At 56.8% G+C, this 23,559-nt stretch carries 16 protein-coding genes; 8 read left to right on the top strand and 8 right to left on the bottom strand.

Annotation, left to right across the window (positions count from 1 at the left end; translation table 11 throughout):
* Positions 1-14: 14 nt before the first annotated feature.
* From PEL01S_RS27455 to PEL01S_RS27430, 6 genes are all read right to left on the bottom strand, one after another.
* Positions 15-995, bottom strand: coding sequence for an agmatinase family protein (locus tag PEL01S_RS27455; RefSeq protein WP_127462515.1), 981 nt, complete (start codon positions 993-995; stop codon positions 15-17).
* A gap of 48 nt (positions 996-1,043) precedes the next feature.
* Positions 1,044-1,814: an amino acid ABC transporter ATP-binding protein gene (locus tag PEL01S_RS27450; RefSeq protein WP_127462514.1), complete on the bottom strand. Its 771-nt coding sequence runs from the start codon at positions 1,812-1,814 to the stop codon at positions 1,044-1,046.
* Positions 1,811-2,488 carry an amino acid ABC transporter permease gene (locus PEL01S_RS27445; protein ID WP_127462513.1) on the bottom strand — a complete coding sequence of 226 codons (678 nt, stop codon included), beginning with the start codon at positions 2,486-2,488 and terminating at the stop codon, positions 1,811-1,813. The genes PEL01S_RS27450 and PEL01S_RS27445 overlap by 4 nt, the downstream gene beginning before the upstream one ends.
* A gap of 37 nt (positions 2,489-2,525) precedes the next feature.
* Positions 2,526-3,344, bottom strand: a complete 819-nt coding sequence (locus PEL01S_RS27440; RefSeq protein WP_127462512.1) for a transporter substrate-binding domain-containing protein — start codon at positions 3,342-3,344, stop codon at positions 2,526-2,528.
* Between the two features lie 410 nt (positions 3,345-3,754).
* Complete coding sequence (locus tag PEL01S_RS27435; protein WP_127462511.1) at positions 3,755-5,113, bottom strand: sigma-54-dependent transcriptional regulator; 1,359 nt, start codon at positions 5,111-5,113, stop codon at positions 3,755-3,757.
* Entirely contained in the window at positions 5,106-6,722 is a 1,617-nt protein-coding gene (locus PEL01S_RS27430) for a transporter substrate-binding domain-containing protein (protein ID WP_127462510.1), read from the bottom strand. Before PEL01S_RS27430 ends, PEL01S_RS27435 begins: the two co-directional genes overlap by 8 nt.
* 274 nt (positions 6,723-6,996) lie before the next feature.
* Between PEL01S_RS27430 and PEL01S_RS27425 the strand changes: the two genes are divergently transcribed.
* The 6 genes from PEL01S_RS27425 (at position 6,997) to PEL01S_RS27400 (ending at position 16,800) form a co-directional block, all read left to right on the top strand.
* Positions 6,997-9,660, top strand: a complete 2,664-nt coding sequence (locus tag PEL01S_RS27425; protein ID WP_239551438.1) for an endo-beta-N-acetylglucosaminidase — start codon at positions 6,997-6,999, stop codon at positions 9,658-9,660.
* A 168-nt stretch (positions 9,661-9,828) separates the two neighbouring features.
* Positions 9,829-11,682, top strand: coding sequence for a sensor histidine kinase (locus PEL01S_RS27420; protein ID WP_127462508.1), 1,854 nt, complete (start codon positions 9,829-9,831; stop codon positions 11,680-11,682).
* Positions 11,660-13,255 carry a response regulator transcription factor gene (locus tag PEL01S_RS27415; RefSeq protein ID WP_127462507.1) on the top strand — a complete coding sequence of 532 codons (1,596 nt, stop codon included), beginning with the start codon at positions 11,660-11,662 and terminating at the stop codon, positions 13,253-13,255. The genes PEL01S_RS27420 and PEL01S_RS27415 overlap by 23 nt, the downstream gene beginning before the upstream one ends.
* A 137-nt stretch (positions 13,256-13,392) precedes the next feature.
* The gene (locus PEL01S_RS27410; RefSeq protein ID WP_063182499.1) at positions 13,393-14,337 is read left to right on the top strand and encodes an ABC transporter permease; all 945 of its coding nucleotides are present in this window, start codon (positions 13,393-13,395) and stop codon (positions 14,335-14,337) included.
* A gap of 32 nt (positions 14,338-14,369) precedes the next feature.
* The gene (locus PEL01S_RS27405; RefSeq protein ID WP_127462506.1) at positions 14,370-15,314 is read left to right on the top strand and encodes a carbohydrate ABC transporter permease; all 945 of its coding nucleotides are present in this window, start codon (positions 14,370-14,372) and stop codon (positions 15,312-15,314) included.
* Positions 15,315-15,336: 22 nt separating this feature from the next.
* Entirely contained in the window at positions 15,337-16,800 is a 1,464-nt protein-coding gene (locus PEL01S_RS27400) for an ABC transporter substrate-binding protein (RefSeq protein ID WP_127462505.1), read from the top strand.
* A 703-nt stretch (positions 16,801-17,503) separates the two neighbouring features.
* Here PEL01S_RS27400 and PEL01S_RS27395 read toward each other — a convergent pair.
* Positions 17,504-18,319, bottom strand: coding sequence for a C40 family peptidase (locus PEL01S_RS27395; RefSeq protein WP_127462504.1), 816 nt, complete (start codon positions 18,317-18,319; stop codon positions 17,504-17,506).
* Positions 18,320-18,477: 158 nt separating this feature from the next.
* Here PEL01S_RS27395 and PEL01S_RS27390 point away from each other — a divergent pair, with 158 nt between their 5' ends.
* Together PEL01S_RS27390 and PEL01S_RS27385 are read left to right on the top strand one after the other, a co-directional pair.
* Positions 18,478-19,524 carry a redoxin domain-containing protein gene (locus tag PEL01S_RS27390; protein ID WP_082866978.1) on the top strand — a complete coding sequence of 349 codons (1,047 nt, stop codon included), beginning with the start codon at positions 18,478-18,480 and terminating at the stop codon, positions 19,522-19,524.
* A 131-nt stretch (positions 19,525-19,655) separates the two neighbouring features.
* On the top strand, positions 19,656-21,059 hold the full coding sequence (locus tag PEL01S_RS27385; RefSeq protein WP_010500555.1) for an NAD-dependent malic enzyme: 1,404 nt from the start codon (positions 19,656-19,658) through the stop codon (positions 21,057-21,059).
* A 136-nt stretch (positions 21,060-21,195) separates the two neighbouring features.
* Here PEL01S_RS27385 and PEL01S_RS27380 read toward each other — a convergent pair whose 3' ends face one another.
* Entirely contained in the window at positions 21,196-23,442 is a 2,247-nt protein-coding gene (locus PEL01S_RS27380) for a helix-turn-helix domain-containing protein (RefSeq protein ID WP_063182493.1), read from the bottom strand.
* Between the last annotated feature and the right edge of the window lie 117 nt (positions 23,443-23,559).

Raw genomic sequence — 23,559 nt, 5'->3', positions numbered from 1 at the left:
CATATAAAGCTGCATTAAGCAAGCGCGTGCCGTCGTCTGGCGAGTCCGGTCAAGAAGTACAGCAGAACGTGCAGGCTTATACGAGACGTTCGGTCGCGCGTATCCCGGCTCGGGTCCACGCAGACCATGTCCATGCCGATGACGCGGTTCCACTCCCCGAGCAGCTCGGCGCAGGTGAACAGGTCCACCGGCGAGAGACCGCCAGGCCCGATCGCCGGCACACCGGGGACGTCCGCTTGGTCCAGTACGTCGATATCGAACGTGACGTAGACGGAATCCGTCTTGGCGGCAAGCTCGCGAATCGTCCGTTCCAGGATTGGTTTGATGCCTTCCTCCCGGACTTGCCTAGCCGTATAAAGCGTAATGCCCTGCTGCTCGGCGAAGTCGCGGTACGCTTTGGAATTGGCGAAGCTGCGCAGGCCGATATTCACGATATCTTCGCCCCGGATGACGCTGTTTTCCACCAGACTGCGGATGGGCGTTCCGTTCGATCTGCCTCCGTAGGCCGTATCCCGGACATCGAGGTGGGCATCGAATTGGATTAGCCCAATGCGCTCTTGGCGCACGCTCTGAATGCCCGTCAGCGCCGGGAATGTAATCGAGTGGTCGCCGCCCACCAGACACGGAATCGTGGAAGGGAGCTGCTGCGAAATTTCTTGAAACGCCTGTTCGATATTGCGATGGCATTGCGGGATATCGGTGACGTGCATGCCAACATCTCCGAGGTCGCTCACTTGCAAGCTGCTCAGGTCCAGATCCGCTTCGAAGTTATACGTCGTAAAGGCGCTGAACAGTTGTCTGAGCGTAGCAGGATGCAGATGGGCGCCCGAGAAGCTAATCGAGCTTTTGGAAAGGGGAGCGCCAACGATTGCGGCGTCAAGCGGCCGCTGCCCGTCCCATTCCGTAATCCAGTCGCAGAGCCGGGTCACATACGGGTCGCCTGCGCCTGGAGTAAACATAACGCCGGGACGCTGCAGATGAGTGAATTTGTGCATAACGCTTTTTCTTCTCCTTTGTGCGATTTTACGCGCTTCCTTACTTACTTACTTACTTTCGAGCACTTGGCTCAGGAACATTTGGGTGCGCGGGTGCGTCGGCTTCGTAAAAATTTCGGACGGCTTGCCTTCCTCGATAATGACGCCGCCGTCCATCACGACGACACGGTCCGCGACGTCCCGGGCGAAGCCCATCTCGTGCGTGACAATTGCCATGGTCATGCCTTCCTTGGCCAAGGTGCGCATGACCTGCAGCACCTCGCCGACCGTCTCCGGGTCCAGCGCGGAGGTCGGTTCGTCGAACAGCATCACCTTTGGCTTCATGGCGAGCGCGCGGGCGATGGCGACCCGCTGCTTTTGTCCGCCGGACAGGCTGGACGGACGGGCTTCCGCCTTGTCCTGCAGGCCGACCTTGCGCAGCAGCTCGCGCGCCAATTGCTCAGCGTCTTCCTTATTCATCCCCCGGAGCGAGATCGGTGCCATCGTAATGTTGTGCAGTACCGACTTGTGCGGGAACAGGTTGAACGATTGGAACACCATGCCGACATCTTGACGGACGGCGTTCAGGTCTTGTTGCGGCATTTCCACGGACTGGCCGGCCTGCTCTTGCACAGGAATGCGGCCGATCGGCTTTCCTTCGATGACGACGCTGCCTTTGTCGTATGTTTCCAGATAGTTGATGCAGCGCAGCAGCGTGCTTTTGCCTGAGCCCGAAGGCCCGAGAATGACGACGACCTCCCCTTGCTGCACCCGAAGATCGACGCCGCGCAGCACATGATTGCTTCCGAACGATTTGTGAATCCCGTTTATCTGTATCATCGCATATCATCCCCCGTCCCGAGACGTCTTTCCAACACTAGGCCGATAAACCCGATCAGGTTGTTAACCAAATAGTACAGAATCGCGATAGCCAGCAAAAATTCGATCGTTTTGTACGTGTCGGCAATCAGCAGGTTCGCCTGCCGGAACAGTTCGACGACCGTAATCGTCGACAGCAGGGAGGAGTTTTTCGTGAGCGAGATGAACTCGTTGGTCATCGGCGCCAGCATGCGGATCGTCGCCTGCGGGATTACGATCTTGCGCATCGTCTGCGCATAGGAGAAGCCGAGGGAACGCCCGGCTTCCATCTGCCCTTTGTCGATCGATTGAACCGCTCCGCGGATGACCTGGGAAGCATACGCGCCGCTGTACATGCCCAAGGCGATGACGCCGGATACCCACGGGACCGTATCGATGCCGAACACGATCGGCAGTCCGTAATAGAGCAGGAACAGCTGCACGAGCAGCGGGGTCCCCCGGAACCAGGACAGATAAACGAGCGAGACGTATTTCCATGGTTTGAACTTGGACATTTGTCCGAACGAAATGAACGTCCCGATGATCAGGCTGAGCACAAACCCGCCCAGCGTATAAATGACGGTGTACCATAACGACTGCAGCAGCAGCCGGATATTCTGCCACTCGCCAAGGACGCTGAAGTCAAAATGCTGCATAGTTTCCCTCCTAATCGCGAGCTAAGCTGCCGGTTAGTTATTCGAACCATTTTTTAACAATTTCGTTGTATTTTCCGCTGTCTTTGACTTTCTTGACCGCATCGTTGACAGCCTTCACGAATTCCGGGTTATCCTTGCGGACGCCATAGCCGTAGTACTCTTCGGTGAGCGTTTGGGGCAGTACTTTGACCGTGCCTTTTTCTTTGGCGTAAGCTTTGGCGGCCGGGAATCCGGTGATGACGGCATCGACCTTGCCGGTCTCCAGCTCCAGGAACATCTCCGTGTTTTTCTCTACTTGGACAAGCTCGATGTTTTTGCGGCTTTCTTCTACGAACTTGACCGATTTCGTGCCAATTTGCACCGCCGCTTTTTTTCCGGCCAGATCGTCGAAGCCTTTTATCGTGTCGTTGTCTTTCTTCACCATGATCGAAAGGCCGCCCGGAAAATACGAATCGGAGAAATCGATCGTCTTCTTACGCTCGTCGGTAATATACATCGCCGAGACGATGAGATCGAACTTCTTCGCCTGCAGTCCCGGAATGAGCCCTTTGAACTCGGTGTCCACGAAATCAACTTTGTCGGCGCCGAGCTCTTTGGCCACCGCACGGATCAGGTCGATATCGAAGCCTTCGAATTGATCGCCAGATTTGTACTCGAACGGTTTGAAAGTGGCGTCCGTTCCGACCGTAAGCGTTTTCGTTTTGGCGATTTTAGATAAGATTTCGTTGCTGCTCGCCGCCGCCGCCGGTGCTTGCTGTCCTGCCGGAGCGTCGGGCTTGCTGCCGCACGCCGAAACCATAAGCGTTAACATACAGAAAACTGCGAGAAGAGCCTGCTTTTTTGGTTTGAACATCATTGTATAATTCCCCCTGCATATCGTTTTGTCGGTACGCTTTTTCTATAAGCAAATATCGTGCCAATAGGTTTTCGGCAGAGCGAACGGCAGGAGGGTTTGGCTTGGATTGGGGGAGGAGCGGGACAGGATAAGGAGCGGATTAGGATAAGGCAGGCCATGGAACGGAAAAAGCGGAGAGAAGGGAAAATGGCGGAATGATGGCGGATAGCGACAAACGGTGAAGCAGAGCGGGAAGGCGGAAGGAGAGGAAAAGCCGGTGAGCAGGGGAAAACGATGAGGTAGGAGGAAACGTGGAAAAAGCGGAAGCAGACAAGAGTCGACGGGCAGGGGGAGGTGGCGGATAGAGCGAAAAAAGCGGCGAAAATTGCCGGGGCGGCGAAATCTGCCGGGCGGTTTCTGCCGCCCGGTCCTTATTCGGCCCGATAACGAGCGAGCTTGTCGCGCAGCGTGCGCTCTCCGATGCCGAGCGTCTCCGCCGTCTTGCGCCGGTTGCCGTCCATCGCTTGGAGCGTAGACAGAATGACCTTGCGCTCGATCGCGTCCATCGTTTCTCCGACATAGACAGGCACAAGCTTGCTGTCGGCGGGCTGCGCCGGCTTCGTCTGAAGGTCCCCGGGAAGGTCGCTAACGGTCATCCGGTCACTGTCCGCCAGCGCAATCGAACGCTCGATGATGTTCTGCAGCTCCCGCACGTTGCCGGGAAACGGGTAATCCAGCAGCAGTTGAAGCGCATCCGGCTCGATGCCTTTGATTTGCTTGGACATGCGCTCGTTAATTTTGTTGATGAAGTGCTGGATCAGCGACGGGATATCTTCTTGCCGCTCGCGCAGCGGCGGCAGCGGGATCGGGATGACGTTCAAACGGTAGTACAAGTCCTCCCGGAATTTGCCCTGCTGAATTTCCTTCTTCAAATCCCGGTTCGTGGCTGCAATAATCCGTACGTCGATCGCGATTTCCTTCTGCCCGCCGATTCGCATGATCGCTTTTTCCTGAAGCACGCGGAGCAGCTTGCTCTGCAGCCCGATGTCGAGCTCGCCGATCTCGTCCAGAAACAGCGTGCCGCCGTTGGCCGTCTCGAAAATGCCCGATTTCCGGGTCACGGCGCCGGTAAAAGCTCCCTTCTCATAGCCGAACAGCTCCGATTCGATCAAGTTGGCGGGGATGGCGGCGCAGTTGATCGTCGAGAACACCTGCTTCTGCCGGTCTCCGGCAAAATGAATCGCGCGCGCGACCAGCTCTTTGCCCGTACCGCTTTCGCCCATGATCAGGACGCTGGAATCGATGTTCTTGACCTTGTCGATCAGCGAGAAGACGTTCTGCATCTGCGCACTGTGTCCGATCAAGCCGTGTACGTCGTACGCTTTTTGAATCTCTTCGTTCAGCCATTCGACCCGTGATTGCAGTTGAAATTGCTCCATCGCTTTTTCCAGCAGCACTCTCAGTTCGTGGATATCGATCGGCTTGGAAGCGTAGTAGAACGCGCCTTGCCGCATCGCTTCCACTGCCGACGGGATGCTGCCGTACGCCGTCATGATAATGACGACCGTTCGGGGGGAGATGCTGCGAATCTGCTTCAGCACGTCGATGCCATCGCGCATCCCGAGCCGCAGGTCGAGCAGGGCGATCGAGAAGGCGACATGGGAGAACAGGGCGATGGCCTCGTCGGGGTCGGTGGACGCATAAACCTCGTAATCGTCTTCCAAAATAAACGAAAGCGATTTGCAGATCGAAATTTCATCGTCCAGTATAAGCAGGTTCGGTTTAGGCATGCTCTTCTTCCTCCATTTGGCTCGGTAGTTTCAATTCGATTCGCGTCCCGGCTCCTTTTTCGCTCGTCACTTCGATTTCCCCGCGGTTATCCCGCACCAGCTGGTAGCAGATCGACAGCCCGAGCCCGACGCCGCCCGCTTTTTTGGTGAAGAACGGCTCGAAAATTTTCGGCAAGTCGTCCGCATCGATCCCCTCCCCGGTATCCTCGATCTCCAGAATGACGAATGGCTGCCGCTCCTGCGCGGCGATGCGGAGCGTTCCGCCGCCCGGCATCGCATCGATGGCGTTGCGGATCAGGTTGATCAGCACCTGCTTGAATTGCTGGGCATCCGCCCACACGTACGCGGAATCCGGCACATCGAGCTGCACGACAATGCGTCTTTCCTCGAAAAGGTTATGAAAAAACAAAGCGACGGCCCGCACCGGCTCCTCCAGCTTGAACAGCGTTTTCTCGGGCGGCTTCTCGCGGGCGAAGTCCAGCAGCTCCGTCACGATCCGGTTCAACCGCATCACTTCCTCGGTGACGTGCATCGTGAAAAATTCGCGGTACTCCTTGTTATCGTACTTGAAGGGCAGCGCCTGGGAATACGACAAAATCGAAGTGATCGGATTGCGGATCTCATGGGCGATGCCCGCGACCAGTTGGCCGAGCGATTGCAGGCGGTCCCGCCGGGCCAGCTCGTCCAGCGTCTTCTTGTAGGCGTCCAGCCGCTTTTTCAATTCCCGCTTAAGCGTGAAGTTCCACCATAGAATCAGCAGCAGGACGGCCGCCGTAATGACGAGCCCCGCCACGACGTAGGACAGCAGCTCCTTTAGCCGCGGAGCGGACGGGTAAATATATTCGCCGAACCATTTCCGTTCGATTTTGGCATAAGTGCCGTTCGATTTCAGCTCGCGCAGCCCGTGATTGATTTCGCCGAGCAGCGCTTCATTCTTCTTGAGTACGACCAGGCCATAGTCCGTCGGGGCGATCGGATCGCCGACCAGCTTCACCTGGTCCTGCTGGCGGTTTTTTTGCAACACATACTGGCCGGTGATCTGGTTGCCGATAAAAGCGTCCACTTGACCGCCGAGCAGAAGCCGGATCGCTTCCTCCTGATTTTCCGCCGCGAGCACGGTGGCGTTCGGAATGCGCTGCATCGCTTCACTGCTGATGTCGCCTTCCTGCACGGCGATTTTGCGGTTCTGCAGGTCGGTCAGCGAATGGACGGAATACGAGTCCTTGCGGACGAAGATGCCCTGCGAGCTTGTAAAATAAGGCTCGGAGAAGCGGTAGTTCTGGGCTCGCTCCTGGCTGTACTTCATCCCTTGAATGGCATCCACCTTGCCGCTTTCCAGCGCTTTGATCGCTTCGCTCCAGGGCATTGGATAAAATTCGAACGATGTGCCGGTTTCGAGCGAGAGCGCATTCAACATATCCACGTTAAATCCCTGAAACGTGCCGTTGGCGACAAACTCGAATGGCGGAAAATTATTGTCTCCGGCGACACGCATCACCTTGCGCGGCTCCGAAGGAACGATATCGACGGCGGCGGCTTCGGGGAGCATGACGGATAGAAGCAGAACGGAGAGTATCGGAATAAAGGCGGCAAGTCTGACAAGCTTCATAGATGTTCGATCCTTTCTGCCGAGAGGGGGTCAAAGTCCGGACTTTTACCTAGTATTATATCTCCAAAAGCGGTTCATCGATCAAGTTTCTTCATTTCGTCCACTGGATCTTTAATAATTCCACTTTTGGAAGCGCTATGTTTTTCCATACAATGGGATGGAAGGATGCGCTTTCATGGAATGTGGAGCGTTTCCGAATCCTCTGAAGGGTGGAGGGGGATGCCCGGAATCGAATCCGGACAATCCGAAATTTATACCAAACGGGAGGAACAAGATGAAAAAACGATGGACCGGTCTTTTGCTGTTCATGTTCTCATGCCTGATGTTTGCTGCGGGCGCTCAAGCGGCGCAGCCGCACTCGTCCTACTGGTTCCCGGAGGACCTGCTCCGCTGGACGCCGCAGGGAGATAAGGACGCGGAGTTCAACCGCAGCACGATTGCTTTACAGGACCGCTTCACAGGATATCAAGTCAACAAGCACGCTACGGTCGAGCCTAAAGTGGCAGCGCTTTCGGCGATGAACCGGCAAACCAGCGGCGTGCCGTCGCAAGGGTCGGAGAAATTCGACGCGAATACGTTCGGCTACTGGGCTTACGTCGACAAGCTCGTCTATTGGGGCGGATCGTCGGGCGAAGGCATCATCGTGCCGCCGAGCGCGGACGTGACGGATGCGGCCCATAAGAACGGCGTTCCGGTGCTCGGTACCGTCTTTTTCCCGCCGAGCGTATACGGGGGCAAGTTCGAATGGGTAAAGCAGACGATCCGGCAAAACCCGGACGGTTCGTTCCCTGTAGCGGATAAGTTGCTCGAAGTGGCGAACTATTACGGCTTCGACGGCTGGTTTATTAACCAGGAGACGGAAGGCGCTACGCCGGAAGACGCCGCGACAATGCAGAAGTTCCTTGCTTACCTGCAAGCGAAGAAGCCGGCAGAGATGCAGATCATGTGGTACGACTCGATGACATCCAGCGGATCGATCGATTGGCAGAACGCGCTGACGGACCGCAACCAAATGTTCCTGCAGCAGGGCAGCGAACGCCGCTCCGACAGCATGTTCCTGAATTTCTGGTGGCGTTCGCTGGAACCGTCCGCGAGCAAGGCCAAGAGTTTGGGCCGCAGCCCGTACGAGCTGTTCACGGGCATCGATGTCGAAGCGAAGGGCTACGATACGAAAATTAGCTGGAATGCGATCTTTTCCGAGGGCAAGAAAGCGGTTACGTCGCTCGGCATTTACCGCCCGGACTGGGCATTCAACTCGTCAGAGAATCAAGAGCAATTTTACGCGAAGGAAAACAAGTTCTGGGTCGGACCGACCGGCAACCCGGCCAATACGTCCGGCACGGCCGATTGGAAGGGCATCGCGCACTATGTCGTAGAGCAGTCGCCGGTGAACGACCTGCCGTTTACGACGAACTTCAATACAGGCAACGGGCAGCTGTTCGCCGTGAATGGGGAAGTCGTACGGACGACGCCGTGGAACAACCGGAGCTTGCAGGATGTGCTGCCGACGTGGCGCTGGATTGCGGAAAGCAAAGGGGAAGCGTTGAAGCCGAGCTTCGACTTCACGACCGCTTATTATGGCGGCAGCTCCTTGAAGCTGGCGGGAACGCTCAGTCCGCAGAACGCTACAAATCTTAAGCTGTACAAGACGGACCTGCTCGTAGAGCAGAATACGAAGCTGTCGCTTACGTTCAAGACGCAGACGAAGCACGCGGACCTGAAGGTAGGGCTGTCGTTCGCCGATCAGCCCGACAAGTTCGTATTCCTTGACGCGGGCGGCCTGCATCCCGGAACGTGGGATACGCAGACGTTCAATCTGAATCCGTACCGCGGCAAGCGGATCGCCGCTATCTCTCTGTATGCGGACGCGAAGCAGACGATTTCGGATTTCTCGGTCAACATCGGGCAGCTCTCCGTCTATACCGCCAAAGACGATCCAAGCCCGGTGCCTGAAGTTCGCGGCTTGAATGTGAGGGAAGCGGAGTTCAAGGACGGCATCTACGGCGACGCCCGTTTGGAATGGTCGGCGACGGAGCGTCCGGTCCGCTACTTCGAAGTGTACCGGGTGAAGCCGGATGGCAGCAAAGAGCTGCTCGGCGTCACTCCGAACCGGGTGTACTACGTGCCGATGCTGCGCCGGATCGGGCCGGAAGCGCAGACGAAGCTGGAAATCGTTGCGCTCAGCGCCGACGGACGCCGTGGCAAAGCGGCGCAGACCGTGATCACCTGGCCGGCATATCCGAAGCCGGTAGCGGCGTTCGCGGCGGATAAGACGCTCGTCGCGCCGGGACAGCCGGTGACGTTCATCGACCAATCGTCCGAGGTGACGGAGCAGCGGGAATGGTCGTTCCCGGGCGGTACGCCGTCCACAAGTACCGAGAAGCAGCCGGTCGTTACCTATGCTGCCGAAGGAACATACAGCGTAACGCTGACGGCGAAGAACTCGGTTGGCGATAGCACCGTGACCAAGGAAGCGTTCATCACGGTGACGAAGGATGCTGCCGGCGGGGTGAAAAATCTCGCCCTGAACAAGCCGGCAACGGCGGATGGCGCTTGCGGACCGAACGAAGCGGCAGCCTACGCCTTCGACGGCAAGGTGACGGGCAACAGCAAGTGGTGTGCGCTCGGCAGCGGACCGCATTGGTTGTCGGTCGATCTGGGCGCGAGCTACACGATCAGCGAGTTTGTCGTGAAGCATGCGGAAGCGGGCGGCGAAGCGGCTGCATTCAACACCCGTGATTTCCACATCCAAGTCAGCAACGACGGCAGCACTTGGAGCGACGTCGTTCAGGTTCAAGGCAATACGGCAGCAGAGAGCAAGCATCCGATCGCGCTGACGAAGGCAAGATACGTGAAGCTGACGATCGATAAGGCAACGCAAGGCGGCGATACGGCCGCTCGTATTTACGAGTTCGAAGTGAACGGATTGGCAAAATAGCACGGAGGCCGCTTGTCTCCCTTATCTGTTGATAAGGAGACAGGCGGTCTTTTTGCCCCTTTCCGAACACGCCGCTGTCTGGAGAGCGAAAGCTGAAAACGATTATATCGGACGGCCGCGAATACATATAGTTAATGGGACAAATCGGGTGCGGAGGGAGGCGCAGTTATGGTTTCGGGGGTCCGAACGTTTTACAAAAATCATATCGAGAAGAAGCTGTTCAACAAAATTTTGCTGCTGTATTCGCTCATTATCGTCGTCTCCTTGACGGCGCTCGCCGTTCTGATTTACCGCAACGCTGCCGAGCAATCGACGCGCAAGGAGCTGGAAGCGGCGAAGCAGGTGCTGGAGCGGGCGACGCATGAAGTGGAGCGGAGGTATGAGGCTGGTCAGCAGATGGTGTTCCAATTGTATAAGGACGAACGGCTGCTTCGGGACGTGCTGTTTTTTCTGAACAACGATTTTTCCGATTATCTCCGTTACCGGCTGGATCGTTTTGCGGACAATGCCGGTTTTGTCGACAAAAACATGGACTCGTATTTCCAATCGCTGACCTTCGACCGGGAAATTCAGACGATCTGGCTGTACAGCAGCGTCAAGGGCTTCCTGTATGCGTACCGCGGGCTGGAGGAGCAGGGCTTCGTCTATCCGGGGCCGGAAAACCCGAAAGTCGCCGAGCCGATTCGCCGCATCCGCCAGACCAAGTCCTTTGCGCCGCCGCCGTCGTTCGAGCTGGGAACGGACGGGGACCGCAGCCGCATGTTTACGATGGCTAACGACATTAACGATCCGATCACCTTGCAGAATCACGGCACCCTGCTTGTCGATTGGAAATGGACTGGTATGGACCGGATCGTGCAGAACGACCGGGGCGACTTCAAGGGGGAGCTGCTTCTGCTGACGGCAGACGGCACCGTGCTGTACGATTCCTCCCGGCGCTATACGGGGCATAGCTACCCGTACATGCACGCCCTGCGGGACCAATCGGACCCGATTGCGCTGGACGAGCCGGCCTATGTGCAGATGAAGACGTTGAACCAAGGTGGCGTCGTACTCGCGAGCATCGTGCCGGTAGCGAAGGTAAGCGAAGGGCTTCAGGGGATGAAGCGAACGGTGATCGCAGGTACAGGCTTGTGTGTAGCCGCCGCCGTGCTGCTGTCGTATTTGCTGATGATCAATTTCTCGCGCCGTACGCAAACGGTCATTCGCGCCATGCGCAAGCTGCAGGACGGGGACCTCTCGGTTCGCGTAACCGTGCAGAAGGAAGACGAGCTATTCCACATCGCCACCAGCTTCAACAAAATGTGCGAAACGCTGCAGGAGCACATCCAGCGGGTCTACTTGTCCGAGATCAAGCAGCGGCAGGCAGAGCTGCTGGCGTTGCAGGCGCAGATCCAGCCTCATTTTCTGTATAACACGTTGGAGGCGATCCGGCTGAAAGCGGTGATGGATGGCAATCGGGATGTCGGGGATATGATCTACAGCTTGGGCGCGCTGTTCCAAAATCTGATCAAGCACGAGACGATGGTGACCGTTCAGGACGAGGTCCAACTGTGTCGGCTGTATTTGAACCTGCTGCGGGCCCGCTATCCGAACCGGTTTGAGTACGAGATTGCAGTCGATGAAGCCGTGGGTCGCTGCGCGATTCTGAAGCTGATGCTCCAGCCGATCGTCGAGAACTGTATCCGCCATGCCTTCCACGGCGCTGCTCCTGACGGCCGGGAGAGGCGAATTGTCATCCGCGGATGGGCCGAAGGCTCCGACGTCCGCATCGCCGTTGCCGACAACGGCTCGGGCATCGTGCCGGAGCGGCTGGCGCAGCTTCAGCGAGATTTGGCGCATCCGCCGCAACCGTCCGGCGCGTCCATTGGTCTGACAAACGTGAATGAGCGGCTGAAGCACAGCTTCGGGGAAGCGTACGGCTTGCGGATCGACAGTCGTCCCGGTGAAGGAGCGACGGTGACCATCACGATTCCGGGAAGCGTAAGGGGGAACGAGTATGTATCGCGTATTTCTGGTTGACGACGAGCCGTTCATCATGGAGGGACTCGCTTATTTGATCGACTGGGAGCGGCACGGGCTGCAGATTGTCGGCAAGGCCGCAGACGGGGCGGAAGCGCTCGAAGCTTTGGCTGGCGAGCCGATCGATATTTTGATTACCGATATCCAGATGCCCCATATGAACGGCCTGGAGCTGATCCGCAGCGTAAGAGAGCTGCAGCCTGACGTGAAGTTCATTATTTTAAGCGGGTACAACGATTTCGACTATGTGAAAGAAGGCGTCACGCTTGGCATCGAAAATTATTTGCTGAAGCCGGTCAATACGGAAGAATTGATCCGGACGCTGACCGGCACCGTGGCCAAAATCGAGCAGTCCGTCTACAAGGAAGAGAGCATTAAGCGGCATCTGGAAATTATCCGCGACAATCTCCTGTACCGCTGGGTCACGGCGGCTATCGAGCCGGAGGAGCTGCGAAACCGCGCAGAGCTGCTTGGCATCCGGCTGGGCCTGCCGGGGTATGCCGCGGGCATCGTCAAGCTGTTGTTCGATCAAGAGCAGGCGGAAGTGTCGTCCCGGGCCGAGACGATTGCCGCCGTAAGGACGTATTGCCAGCGGACGGCACAGTCTTACGGCCCGGAGCAGGCTGTGTTCGCCGATCTCGAAGGCGATCTTGTGCTGCTCGCGGGATTGGACGACGTCGATGCGGACCGGACCGGCTTCGTCCGCTTTATGGCGGAGCTGCAAGCCGCTATCCGTGAGCGGTGGGGCCTGCCGCTGCTGGTGACAGTCGGCGAAGCGTCCAAGGGCGAGGCGTCGGCCCACCGCAGCTACCGCACCGCCAAGCGGATGCAGGACTACTATGTGCTCGCGCCGCACGACGGACCGCTTGTCTACGAAGCGGCTGCTCTGACCGCAGCGGCGGAACCAGCGGCGCCAGTGCAGGCGGAGCTGGCCCATTTCTGCAAACTGCTGTCGGCCGGGAAGAAGGACGAAGCGCTCGCTTGGGTCGGGGAAGCGTTCGCACGTCTCCGGGAGACGGAAGGGCTCGCGCCGTCTGATGTCCAGAACACGGCGATGGCCGTACTTGCGGCCGCCGTGCATCATGCCAACCTGATGCGGCAGGAGCACGAAGGCGCCATCGGCGATTACAAGCATTTGTTCTCGCAGGTCGTCAAGCCGCAGACGATGCAGGAGCTGGAGGAGCTGGTCGAGCGCTTCGTCGACCGCGTGCTTTTCGCGTCCGGTGTGTCGGAGCGGGAGTACAGCCCCGTCATCCGGCAGGTGCTGCGCGAGATCGAGCGCCGCTATGGCGATGAGCTGTCTTTGAAGACGTTAAGCCAGACTTTCCACATGAACCCGGTTTATTTGGGCCAGCTTTTCCACAAGGAGATGGGAGAGACGTTCTCCGATTACGTGAACAAGTATCGGCTTGCTCAAGCGAAGGCGCTGCTTGTCGAATCGAATCTGAAAACGAGCGACATCTCCCTTAGGGTCGGGTATACGGACACGAGCTATTTTTACAAGCAGTTCCGCAAATATTACGGCTTCTCGCCGACGGAATACCGCAATTGGAGCAAGCTGGGAGACGGATGAAAACGTTTCTATAGTTTCTCCACCCGTTCTAAAGTTTCTTAACTTTCTGCCGCGCTCCGCATTGGGTAAAGTTAGAAAAGAAAGCGATGTATGCGTTTTCCGAAATGGAGCTTGCGGACGCAAAAGAACGGGGGTGAATGCTTGTGGGGACCATTGGACGTACACTGAAAAAGCTTAACCGCAACAAAACCTTTTTGCTCATGGTGCTGCCGGGAGCCGTCTATTTCCTGCTGTTCAGCTATTTGCCGATGCCGGGGGCGATCATTGCCTTTAAGGAATACCGCTTCGACCGGGACGGCTTCCTGGCGAGCATATGGCGGAGCAAGTGGACCGGCTTCAAAAACTTTGAATTTTTGTTTCAATCCGAAGACGCTTACATCATCGTGCGCAATACGCTGCTGTACAATTTTGCGTTTATCGTGCTGGGCACGGTTTTATCGGTGATTATGGCCGTTATTTTGCATGAAATCGTCAGCCGCCGGTGGGCGAAAATTTACCAGACCGGTATGTTCCTGCCTTACTTTTTGTCCTGGGTCATCGTCAGCTATTTCTTGTTCAGCTTCCTGAGCGTGGATCGCGGGGTGCTGAATCAGGCGCTGACGGCGCTCGGCATGGAGCGCGTCTCTTGGTACGCGGAGCCGGCCTATTGGCCTTACATTCTCGTGCTTGTCAACCTGTGGAAGGGTGTCGGCTATTCCAGCGTCGTCTACCTGGCGGCCATCATCGGCATTGACAAGTCGTATTACGAAGCCGCGATGATTGACGGTGCGGGCAAATGGCAGCAAATTTGGAGCATTACCCTGCCCTTTATCCGGCCGATGATCATCATCCTGACGGTGCTGGCGATCGGCGGCATTTTCCGCGCGGACTTCGGCTTGTTCTATCAGGTGCCGCGCAATACGGGCGCGCTGTTCCCTGTGACTAACGTCATCGATACGTACGTATACCGGGGGCTGAAAGTGACGGGCAACATCGGCATGAGCACGGCGGCCGGGCTGTATCAATCGGTGGTCGGACTTGTTCTGGTGATGGTGACCAACGCCGTCGTGAAGCGGATCAACAAAGAGAACGCTTTATTTTAACCACTTCGACGAAAAGGAAAGGGGGAGTCGGCTTGCCAAGTCCGAATACGCCTACCGCTGCCGTGCGGAAGAAGAGCCGGGACTTTACGAAGCTGTCGCCGTTCTGGAACGGCGTATGCCACGCAATCGCCGGCGGGTTTGCCATCGCCTGCGTATTTCCGTTCATCTTCGTCGTCATCATCTCGCTGACGGACGAGCAAGCGCTAGCGAACAACGGCTATCAGGTGTTTCCGGAGATGTGGAGCTTCGAGGCGTACCGGTACCTTTTTCGAACCGGAGGTCAGCTGTTCCGGTCCTATGGGGTGACGCTCTTCGTCACCGTCGTCGGAACGCTGCTCAGCGTGCTGACCGTCGCGCTGTACGCTTATGCGCTGTCCAGAAACAATTTCGCGTACCGGAACGCCTTCGCGTTTTTCGCCTTCTTCACGATGCTGTTTAACGGCGGGCTGGTGCCCTCCTACATCGTGACGACGCAGGTGCTGCATTTGAAGGATACGGTGTGGGCGCTTATTTTGCCTACGTGCGTCAGCGCTTTCTCGATCTTGATCATGCGCACGTTTTTCAAGCAGATGGTGCCCGATGCGATCATCGAGTCCGGCCGGATCGACGGAGCGGGCGAGTGGAAGGTGTTCACGCATCTGGTGCTGCCCATCTCGCTGCCGGGACTGGCGACGATCGGTCTGTTCAGCACGCTTGGCTATTGGAACGATTGGTTCAACGCGCTGCTGTACATCGACAGCCCGAATCTGCTTCCGCTGCAATCGCTGCTGATGAAGATCGAGAGCAACATTCAGTTTATCGTGCAAAATTCCAATCTCAGCGACGCCACCCAACGCTTCGAGATCGCCAAGTCGCTGCCGCAGGAGTCTTCGAGAATGGCCATGGTCGTCCTGGCCACCGGTCCGATCGTGCTAGCTTATCCGTTCTTTCAGCGGTATTTCGTGCAGGGCCTGACGATCGGAGCGGTCAAAGAATAATATTGTACTAGGAGGAACGTGCATGTTCAAACGGAAACGACTCGCCGCCGGGCTCGCCTCGGTGTTGATGCTGTCCGCGCTGGCCACGGGCTGCTCCGGCGGTAGCCCCGCTCAAGAAGGAGCGGGCGCCGGAAAAGCGGACGGCCAGCCCGTCGAGCTGATCTGGTACACGATCGGCGGACCGCAAAAGGATGCCGACAAAGTGATGGAGGCCGTCAGCAAGTATACGAAAGAGAAGATCAACGCCACCGTGAAAATGAAGATGATCGATTGGGGCGACTACTCCCAGAAGATGCAGGTCATCTCCGTATCCGGCGAGCCTTACGACATCGCGTTTACGAGCTCGTGGGCCTTCGACTACGTGCAGAATGCCCGCAAAGGGGCATTTTACGAGATGGACGGCCTGCTGGACAAATACGGGCAGGGCATCAAGAAGGCCGTACACCCTTCGTTCCTCGAAGGCTCCAAGGTGAACGGACACAACTACGGGGTGCCGACGAACAAGGAGCTGCCGGCGCAGGCGGTATGGCGGTTCAATAAGCAGTACATCGACAAATACAAAATGGACCTATCGAACGTCAGTTCGCTGGAAAGTTTGGAGCCGCTGCTCAAGACGATGAAGGAAAACGAACCGGGCGTGTACCCGATTCCAAGCAACGTTGACCCGTTCGTTCCGTTCGATTCCGTCGTACAGGGCATCCCGTTCGGAGTACGGCTCGATACGCAGGATTACAAGATCGTCAACATATTCGAGACGCCCGAGTACCGTCAAATGAGCGAAACGATGCGCAAATACTACAAGGCGGGCTATTTGCCGCCCGACGTCGCGACCAAAACAGGCAACGATCACGAGAAAACCGGCAAATGGCTCGTCGACAAAGCGCATACGGTCCCGTTCGCAGACAATTTATGGTCGGAAGGCTTTAAATACGAGATCGTCTCGAAGCCGATTCACGAGCCGATCGTGTTCAACTGGTCGGTGACCGGCTCCATGATGGCAATCTCGGCGAATTCCAAGCATCCTGAGAAAGCGATGGAGTTTTTGAACCTGCTGAACTCCGACGCGCATTTGCGGAATTTGGTAAACTACGGCCTCGAAGGTACGCACTATAAAAAAGTTTCCGAAGGCGTCATCGAGCTGACCCCCGATTCCGGTTATTCCATGCCGTCGTTTACGCTCGGCAACATGTTCCTGCTGAACCGATTCCCCAAAGACCCGGCCGACAAGTGGGAGCAGTACGACAAGTTCAACAAATCGGCCAAGAACGCGCCGCTGCTCGGCTTCCAGTTCGACTCCTCGAAGGTGGAGAACGAGCTTGCCGCCGTCAAGAGCGTGTCGGAAGAGTTCAAGAAGGCGCTGGAGACCGGCTCCGTCGAGCCGTCGGAGGTGCTGCCCAAAGCGATCGACAAGCTGAAAGCCGCAGGCATCAACAAGGTGATGGACGAGGCGCAGAAGCAGCTTGACGCGTGGAGAGCGAAGAAATAAGCGTGAGGTGGGGCCGTCTCTGGCGCAGGCAATCTGCGGCGGGGGCGGCTTTTTGGGATGCTGCCCGCAAGCTTCATCTCCCTTTGCGGGAGGAAAAGGGGAGGCGAATCTCACAGCAGGGCCGAGGGAGAGCGGGGCGAACCCGGACGTGGCATCGGCGCAGAGAGGTGCAGATCCAGGCGTGACTATCTGGGTCTTGTCTACGAGAAGCTGAGGGAACGGGTGGAGGATCTGGACGTAGCATCTGACGCGAACCCGGACATGACATCCGGTTCCAACCACGCATGAGCTCGGACGTGGCTTGTATCAGACTCGGAACAGGCAAGCCTCGACTGGACCACAAGCTTGAGAAAATAAAGGAACCACAATGCGCTAAGCGGAATGTTGGTGTGATTTTCGGAACATAGAGGAACTGAGATCATCTAAGCGTGTCGAAAAATGTTCGCGTCCCCTGGAATGGAGGCATTAGCGCACCATGGGTTATCTATTTTTGCGCGTGCAGGAAAAATGGGGATGATAGCGCATTACACTTCCTCTAATTTCTGAGCAGGCACTATGTATGCGGTAGAGGAAAGTCCATTTGTATGGGCGCGGCGTTCTGCCGATTGCGGACCGGCATTAGAACCAAACGTTCCGCGAGTCGCTCGGCATAAAAAAGCTCCGGCCACCCTTGATAAGGAGGACCGGAGCTTTACATAAACGCTTATTTCAGTGGGCTTCCGCCGAAGGCGAAGCGGTATTCCCAGTGCTTGCCCGCAATCGAGTCGATGCGTACGCCGCCCGATGCTTTCGAAAACGTATGCAGTATTTTACCGTCTCCGAGGTAAATGCCCACATGCGAGATGCGCTGATTCGATTTGTCTGACGGGTAGGCCGACGCTTTCGTTCCTTTATAATCCATGAAGAACATCAGATCTCCCGGCTTCAGCTTGTGCCAATCCGTTGTCGTGCCGCCGAGAGACTTGACGTAAGCGGCTTGTCCGCGCGAGTCGCTAGGCAGCGTAATCCCTGCGCCTTCCTTGAACGCCTGGCGGGTGAAGTCGGAGCAATCGAACGTGCTGGTGTTCGAACGGCTGGAGCCGAATTCGTAGGGAGTGCCCATATATTTTTTGCCTGCGGCAATAACCTTGTTAACGATCTCACTGTTATTGCCCGTACTCGGCTTGGACGTGCTGCCGCCATTGGACGAGCCTCCGCTATTGGACGATCCGCCTCCGTTGGGCGTGCTGCCGCCGGAACCGTCGGTGCGGACGTATTTGCTGCTTGTGGAGATATAGCCGACTCTGCCTTGATCGTCGCGAACTTTATACCAATAATTATTAACCTTATCAAGAATGTCTACTTTTGCACCTGTTTTTAGAAGGCCGTAGGTGGCTGAATCCGTATTCGGCGCCTTGCGGAAATTCACGCCGCTGACAATGGTGGCATTCGACGCGGCAAGGGCTTGTTCGGCTGTCAAAGCTCCGACGCTGAACGTGACGGTAGTGGCGAGTAACAGTGCGGTAAGTTGCTTTTTCAAGTGGAAATCCCTCCTGCAGTTCTAGTTGTTATATGTACAAGCCTGGGAATCTATGGCGGAAATCGCCCGGTTCCACAAGCTGGGACACCATTTGACAACGTCCGGTCGCCGCCCCACAATGAAAGCAGGACATTTGACGAGAGAACGGTGAGCAAACAATGGAAACGTGGACATGGGGGCCTTTCATCCTGCAAAAAAGCATGCTGGTCGTCATTGCGGCAGTTGCGGCGGGTTATGTCATTTCGAGGCTGCGGTTAAAAGGTTCTTCCATCGGAGGAACGTTTGGCGCGATCGTCTCGAACGCGCTTCTTATGTGGGTAATCAGCTGGAAGCTGAGTATCCTTGTCTTCGATCCGGGGAGCGTGCTGGCAAGCCCGATGTCGCTGCTTTATTTCAGCGGCGGCGACAAAGGCGTCTGGCTGGCGACGCTGCTGTCCGGTATATATGTATGGTTTCGAGCCAAAAAGGCAAAATTGAATGCAGCCGTTTATATGGATTCGGTGCTTGTCTCGGTTATTGGGGGGTATGCCGTCTACGCGGCGCTGATTTTTGTTACGGAAGAGGAGAGCCGCATCACTTGGGGACTCAACGCGCTGCTCGCGGCAGGCTTAACGGCCTTCTGGCTCGTGTCCAAAGCGAAGAGGGAGTGGCAGCCCCTTCTTCAACGGACGGTCGTCTTCGTCGTCGGGTATGCGTTGATCGCATCGCTGGCCGCCAATGTGTGGGATAAGCCTTCGACGGGCACGGTTGAAGCGGGGGCGAACATCGGTCTCAAAATCGGACAGCAGGCGCCGGACTTCGAGCTGCCATTGCTTGACGGCCGGACGGTCAAGCTGTCCGATTACCGGGGGCGGACGGTCGTGCTTAATTTCTGGGCGACATGGTGTCCGCCGTGCCAGGCGGAAATGCCGCATATGCAGCAGGTGCATACGGAGCAGGAGAGCAATGGCGTGACGATTCTCGGCGTCAACGCGACGTCGACGGAGGTCAGCGAGCCGGTCGTGCGCGCATGGGTCAAGGAATGGGGGCTCACGTTCCCGATCGTGCTGGACCGTCAAGGCGAAGTCGGCAAGGCGTATCGTGTGAACGCTTATCCGGCTACGTTCGTCATCGACGCGCAAGGAACGATCCGGGAGAAGCATCCCGGGCCGATGAATAAGGAGATGCTGGAGCAAGCCATCGGGAAAGCAAAGAAGGATGGGTGAAAAAAGAATTTAATAGGGGATTATAGAGTTTTTCATTTGCGCGAAAAATAAATGTCGTGATAACATGTGATTATTGCAGGTCATATTACTAGGTTCGATACATCATTTTATATAAAAGGAAGGATAACAGCATGGCACAGACGAGTATTATCTTGCGTGTGGAATTAGACCACGAGAAGGTCACGTTCGGGGATGTAGCCGCCGCAATCAGCAAATCCGGAGGAGATATCACTTCGATCGACGTGATTCGGCCGGGTAAGGATTCGTCAATCCGGGACATCACCGTGGATGTGGCAGAATCCGCGGAATCGCAAGTGGTGGAAGCGCTGAAGCAGCATGAAGGCATCAAGTTGATCAACGTCTCCGACCGCACGTTCCTTGTGCATTTGGGCGGCAAAGTGTCCGTTCAGCCGAACCTTCCGATCAAAAACCGCGACGACTTGTCCCGGGTCTATACGCCGGGGGTTGCGCGGGTATGTACGGCGATTCACGAAAATCCGAGAAAGGCGTACTCGCTGACGATCAAACGGAATACCGTAGCGGTCATCACCGACGGTACCGCCGTGCTCGGTCTGGGCGATATCGGTCCGCATGCGGCCGCGCCGGTAATGGAAGGGAAAGCGATGCTGTTCAAGCAGCTCGCAGGCGTCGACGCTTTCCCGATCTGTCTCGATACGAAGGACACGGAAGAAATTATCCGCACGATCAAGGCGATCAGCCCGATTTTCGGCGGTATTAACTTGGAAGACATCAGCTCGCCGCGCTGCTTCGAGATCGAGAGCCGGCTTAACGAAGAGCTCGACATCCCGGTATTCCATGACGATCAGCACGGCACGGCCGTCGTCGTTATCGCAGGACTGCTGAATGCGCTTAAAGTTGTCGGCAAGCGGATTGAGAACGTGCGCGTCGTCGTGAACGGCATCGGCGCCGCTGGCGTGTCCATCTGCAAAATGCTGCTGGCCGCAGGCGTTACGAAGCTGGTGCCGGTCGACCGCGAGGGCGCGATTGTCCGCGGCGGCACCTACGAGTATCCGATGTGGCAGTGGCTGGCCGAGCAACCGCAGGTGGAAGCCGAGCCCGGCACACTGAAAGAAGTGATCCGCGGCGCGGACGTCTTCATCGGCGTATCCCGCGGCGGCCTCTTGAACGGACAAGATGTCCAAGCCATGGCGCCGGACAGCATCGTCTTCGCGATGGCGAATCCGACGCCGGAGATCGCTCCGGAAGAAGCGCTGCCGCATGTGCGCGTATTTGCCACCGGCCGAAGCGACTATCCGAACCAAATTAACAACGTCCTGGTATTCCCGGGCATTTTCCGCGGGGCGCTTGATTGCCGCGCCCGCAATATCAACGAGCCGATGAAGCTTGCCGCGGCACGCGCCATCGCTTCCGTTGTTACGGATGCGGAGCTGAACGAGCAGTACATTATCCCGAGTATTTTCAACGAGCATGTCGTGAAGAAAGTTCGCCACGCGATTATCGAAGCGGCGATCTTGACCGGCACCGCCCGTCGGATTCCGCCGGATTTCCGGTAAGAACGGACAGGCGCGAACGGGTAGACAGCTCGTCGAGCATAGCCAAAGAAGCGAGTTCCTCTATACGGGGGACTCGCTTTTTTTACTGCTTGTTCGCTGCGTTCGCCCGATTGCAGCCTGCTTACGTCCTCACGGCTTACGCTCCGCTCTGCTTCTTGCGGTACTCTCCCGGCGTCATGCCGGAGTAGCGCTTGAACATGCGGATGAACGAATTGACGTTCTGGTAGCCGAGCCGCAGCGCGATATCCTGAATTTTGAGCTCAAGATCGAGCAGCAGCTCTTGCGCGTGACGGATGCGCACATGGTGCAGGTAATCGCTGAAATTCATGCCGGTCTTCTCCTTGAAATATGTCGATACATATCCCCGGGAAAGATTCAGCTTGTCGGCGATCAAATCGAGCGAGACGTCCTCGCTCAAATGCTCCTCCGTATATCGCTTCACGAACTCGATCACCGGATCTTTGTGTTCGCTGGAGGCGGCGATCGCCTCGGTCGCCTGGCCGAGCAGGCGTTCCAGCAGCGACTGCGCCTCCGCGTACGTGAAGCACTGCTCGATGTCCGCGAACAGCTCCCGCTCGGCGGGCATCGCCTGTAGCGGTAGCCCCGCCGCTTCGACGGCCTTCAACGCCAGCCCCGCGGTCTGCTGCAGAAACCGCCGCAGCTCCGGGACCGTCGCTTCACGCCCGCGCAGCGCCTCAAGCTGCTGCAGAATCCACTGGCGCAGCGGCTCGAAGCTGCCGGAGCGCACCTTCGTCTGCAGCTCCTGCTCCTGCATCGCCGTCAGCCGGTACGGCGGGCGAACCGCCGATTGGCGGATGATCTGCGTCTCCTCCAGCGGCTGGCGCTCTCCCGCAAGCATCAGCGCCCGTTCGTAAGCGGCGGCGAACTCCGACGCCGGCAGGGAGGGCCCGCAGACCGCAATCGTAAAATGGCACCAATCCTTATCGTAGTCGAACACTTCCTTCAAGCCGGCCAGACAATCGTCTGCGACCGGCTGTCCATGTTCGCTGAACGCCAGCGTCAAGATTTGATCCTTGTCGATCTGGAACGTCAACGCGTCCGGATGAGAGCGCTTTACATAAGACTCGATATATTCCCGGATAAAGTAGGTCGCCCGCTCGCGTGCGAGGCTCGTCTCCTCCATAAACCGCGGCAAGAAACGAAGCTGGAACAGGATCAGCGTAAACGGCTTTTGAATAAACGAAATATCGTTCAAATCCGGATGCCTCGTATGAATCTGCTTCAGCTTGTCGGTAAACGCGTAATACCGCAGCAGCGAATTTTTGTCCGACAGATCCCGGCGCATCCTGCCGATCTGTTCGCCGATCAGCTCGAATTCACGGATACGGAAATCGGCGGACGCTCCCGGATCGTTGTATTGATGGACCGTGCGGAGCAGACGCTGAACCGGATAGTTCAAGCGCACGCTGAACAGTATCGACGTGACGACGCTAATCCCGATCGTGACGGCGAGCAGCGAGATCAGAATCAGATTGAGCCGCAGCAGCTCGGACGAGATGCTTTCGATCGGCACCATCGTGACGTAGCGGAACCCGGTGTGCTTTCCTTTTTGCTGGAACAAATAATGATCTCCCAGCTTCGTCTCGCTCACGTCTTCCGTAAAGAGCGGCAGCTTGGCCGCAGCAGCTGCGTCCGGATCGGAGGCGTAAATCAGCTTCTGCTGCTCGTCCAGAATGAAGAACGGGTTGTCCAGCGAGTAATGGAGCGTCCGCGCCATCTTATCGCCGTCCAGGAAGACGAGAAAGAGCACGTCGCGGTACAGCGCGTTTTTGACCGAGACTGGAATGAGCCGCCCGAGGCCCTGCTCCAGATTCATATATTTCTGCGAAAATACGGCTGCCGGATGAATGCGGTAAAAATACGGCTCTGCGAACTGTCCCCTCCAATAATCGGGCGGGTAGGCGGGCGAGCGGTAAAACTTGCCGAACATGTCCTCCACGCGGCTTGTCCCTTCTTTTTCCAGCACGAAGTCTCCGTTTTTGAAATAAAACACGATATTCTCATAAAACATGAGCGGATTGGCCATCAGCGCCTTAATTTCCGCGTGCAGGTTGACCGTCTTCTCAGACCCTGCCGTTTGCGGCAGCTGGCGGAGTACGTTCAGATTGGCGGTCAGCTCGTTGTTCTGGTTTAGGCTGAGCAGCATATCGATCGTCAGCTTGAAATGCGTTTCGTAGCTTTCCATCGTGTGCTTCATATTCAGGCTGTTGTATTTGACGATTTCGTCGTGGATTTTGCCCTTGAGATAAAGAAACGACCCGAAGTTGAAGGCGGCCAGCAGCAGGATAATAGCAAGAAAGCTCACAAGCAGCCGGGCAAACAAGGAATTCGTCCTCCACTTCTCCGGCCAGGCGATGCGCATGGATGGCCCTCCTTTTCGTGCTGCGAAACTATGTCTCAATTATAAAGGTTCGGTTGATCCGATCCCAATACTCATTTTTTCAGGTTCGTATGCATCCTGTCACATTTCCGAACAAAA

The organism is Paenibacillus elgii NBRC 100335 (assembly GCF_004000865.1).
Lineage (GTDB): Bacteria > Bacillota > Bacilli > Paenibacillales > NBRC-103111 > Paenibacillus_G > Paenibacillus_G elgii.
The sequence above is the reverse complement of the archived record's forward strand: the minus strand, read 5'-3'. Positions and strand labels throughout refer to the sequence as shown.

Bases quoted from the DNA above. Each gene is read 5' to 3' on its own strand.
- PEL01S_RS27455 (WP_127462515.1), bottom strand. From the start codon at position 995: ATGCACAAATTCACTCATCTGCAGCGTCCCGGCGTTATGTTTACTCCA.
- PEL01S_RS27430 (WP_127462510.1), bottom strand. From the start codon at position 6,722: ATGAAGCTTGTCAGACTTGCCGCCTTTATTCCGATACTCTCCGTTCTG.
- PEL01S_RS27450 (WP_127462514.1), bottom strand. From the start codon at position 1,814: ATGATACAGATAAACGGGATTCACAAATCGTTCGGAAGCAATCATGTG.
- PEL01S_RS27445 (WP_127462513.1), bottom strand. From the start codon at position 2,488: ATGCAGCATTTTGACTTCAGCGTCCTTGGCGAGTGGCAGAATATCCGG.
- PEL01S_RS27400 (WP_127462505.1), top strand. From the start codon at position 15,337: ATGTTCAAACGGAAACGACTCGCCGCCGGGCTCGCCTCGGTGTTGATG.
- PEL01S_RS27440 (WP_127462512.1), bottom strand. From the start codon at position 3,344: ATGATGTTCAAACCAAAAAAGCAGGCTCTTCTCGCAGTTTTCTGTATG.
- PEL01S_RS27415 (WP_127462507.1), top strand. From the start codon at position 11,660: ATGTATCGCGTATTTCTGGTTGACGACGAGCCGTTCATCATGGAGGGA.
- PEL01S_RS27435 (WP_127462511.1), bottom strand. From the start codon at position 5,113: ATGCCTAAACCGAACCTGCTTATACTGGACGATGAAATTTCGATCTGC.
- PEL01S_RS27425 (WP_239551438.1), top strand. From the start codon at position 6,997: ATGAAAAAACGATGGACCGGTCTTTTGCTGTTCATGTTCTCATGCCTG.
- PEL01S_RS27410 (WP_063182499.1), top strand. From the start codon at position 13,393: ATGCTTGTGGGGACCATTGGACGTACACTGAAAAAGCTTAACCGCAAC.
- PEL01S_RS27390 (WP_082866978.1), top strand. From the start codon at position 18,478: ATGGAAACGTGGACATGGGGGCCTTTCATCCTGCAAAAAAGCATGCTG.
- PEL01S_RS27385 (WP_010500555.1), top strand. From the start codon at position 19,656: ATGGCACAGACGAGTATTATCTTGCGTGTGGAATTAGACCACGAGAAG.
- PEL01S_RS27380 (WP_063182493.1), bottom strand. From the start codon at position 23,442: ATGCGCATCGCCTGGCCGGAGAAGTGGAGGACGAATTCCTTGTTTGCC.
- PEL01S_RS27420 (WP_127462508.1), top strand. From the start codon at position 9,829: ATGGTTTCGGGGGTCCGAACGTTTTACAAAAATCATATCGAGAAGAAG.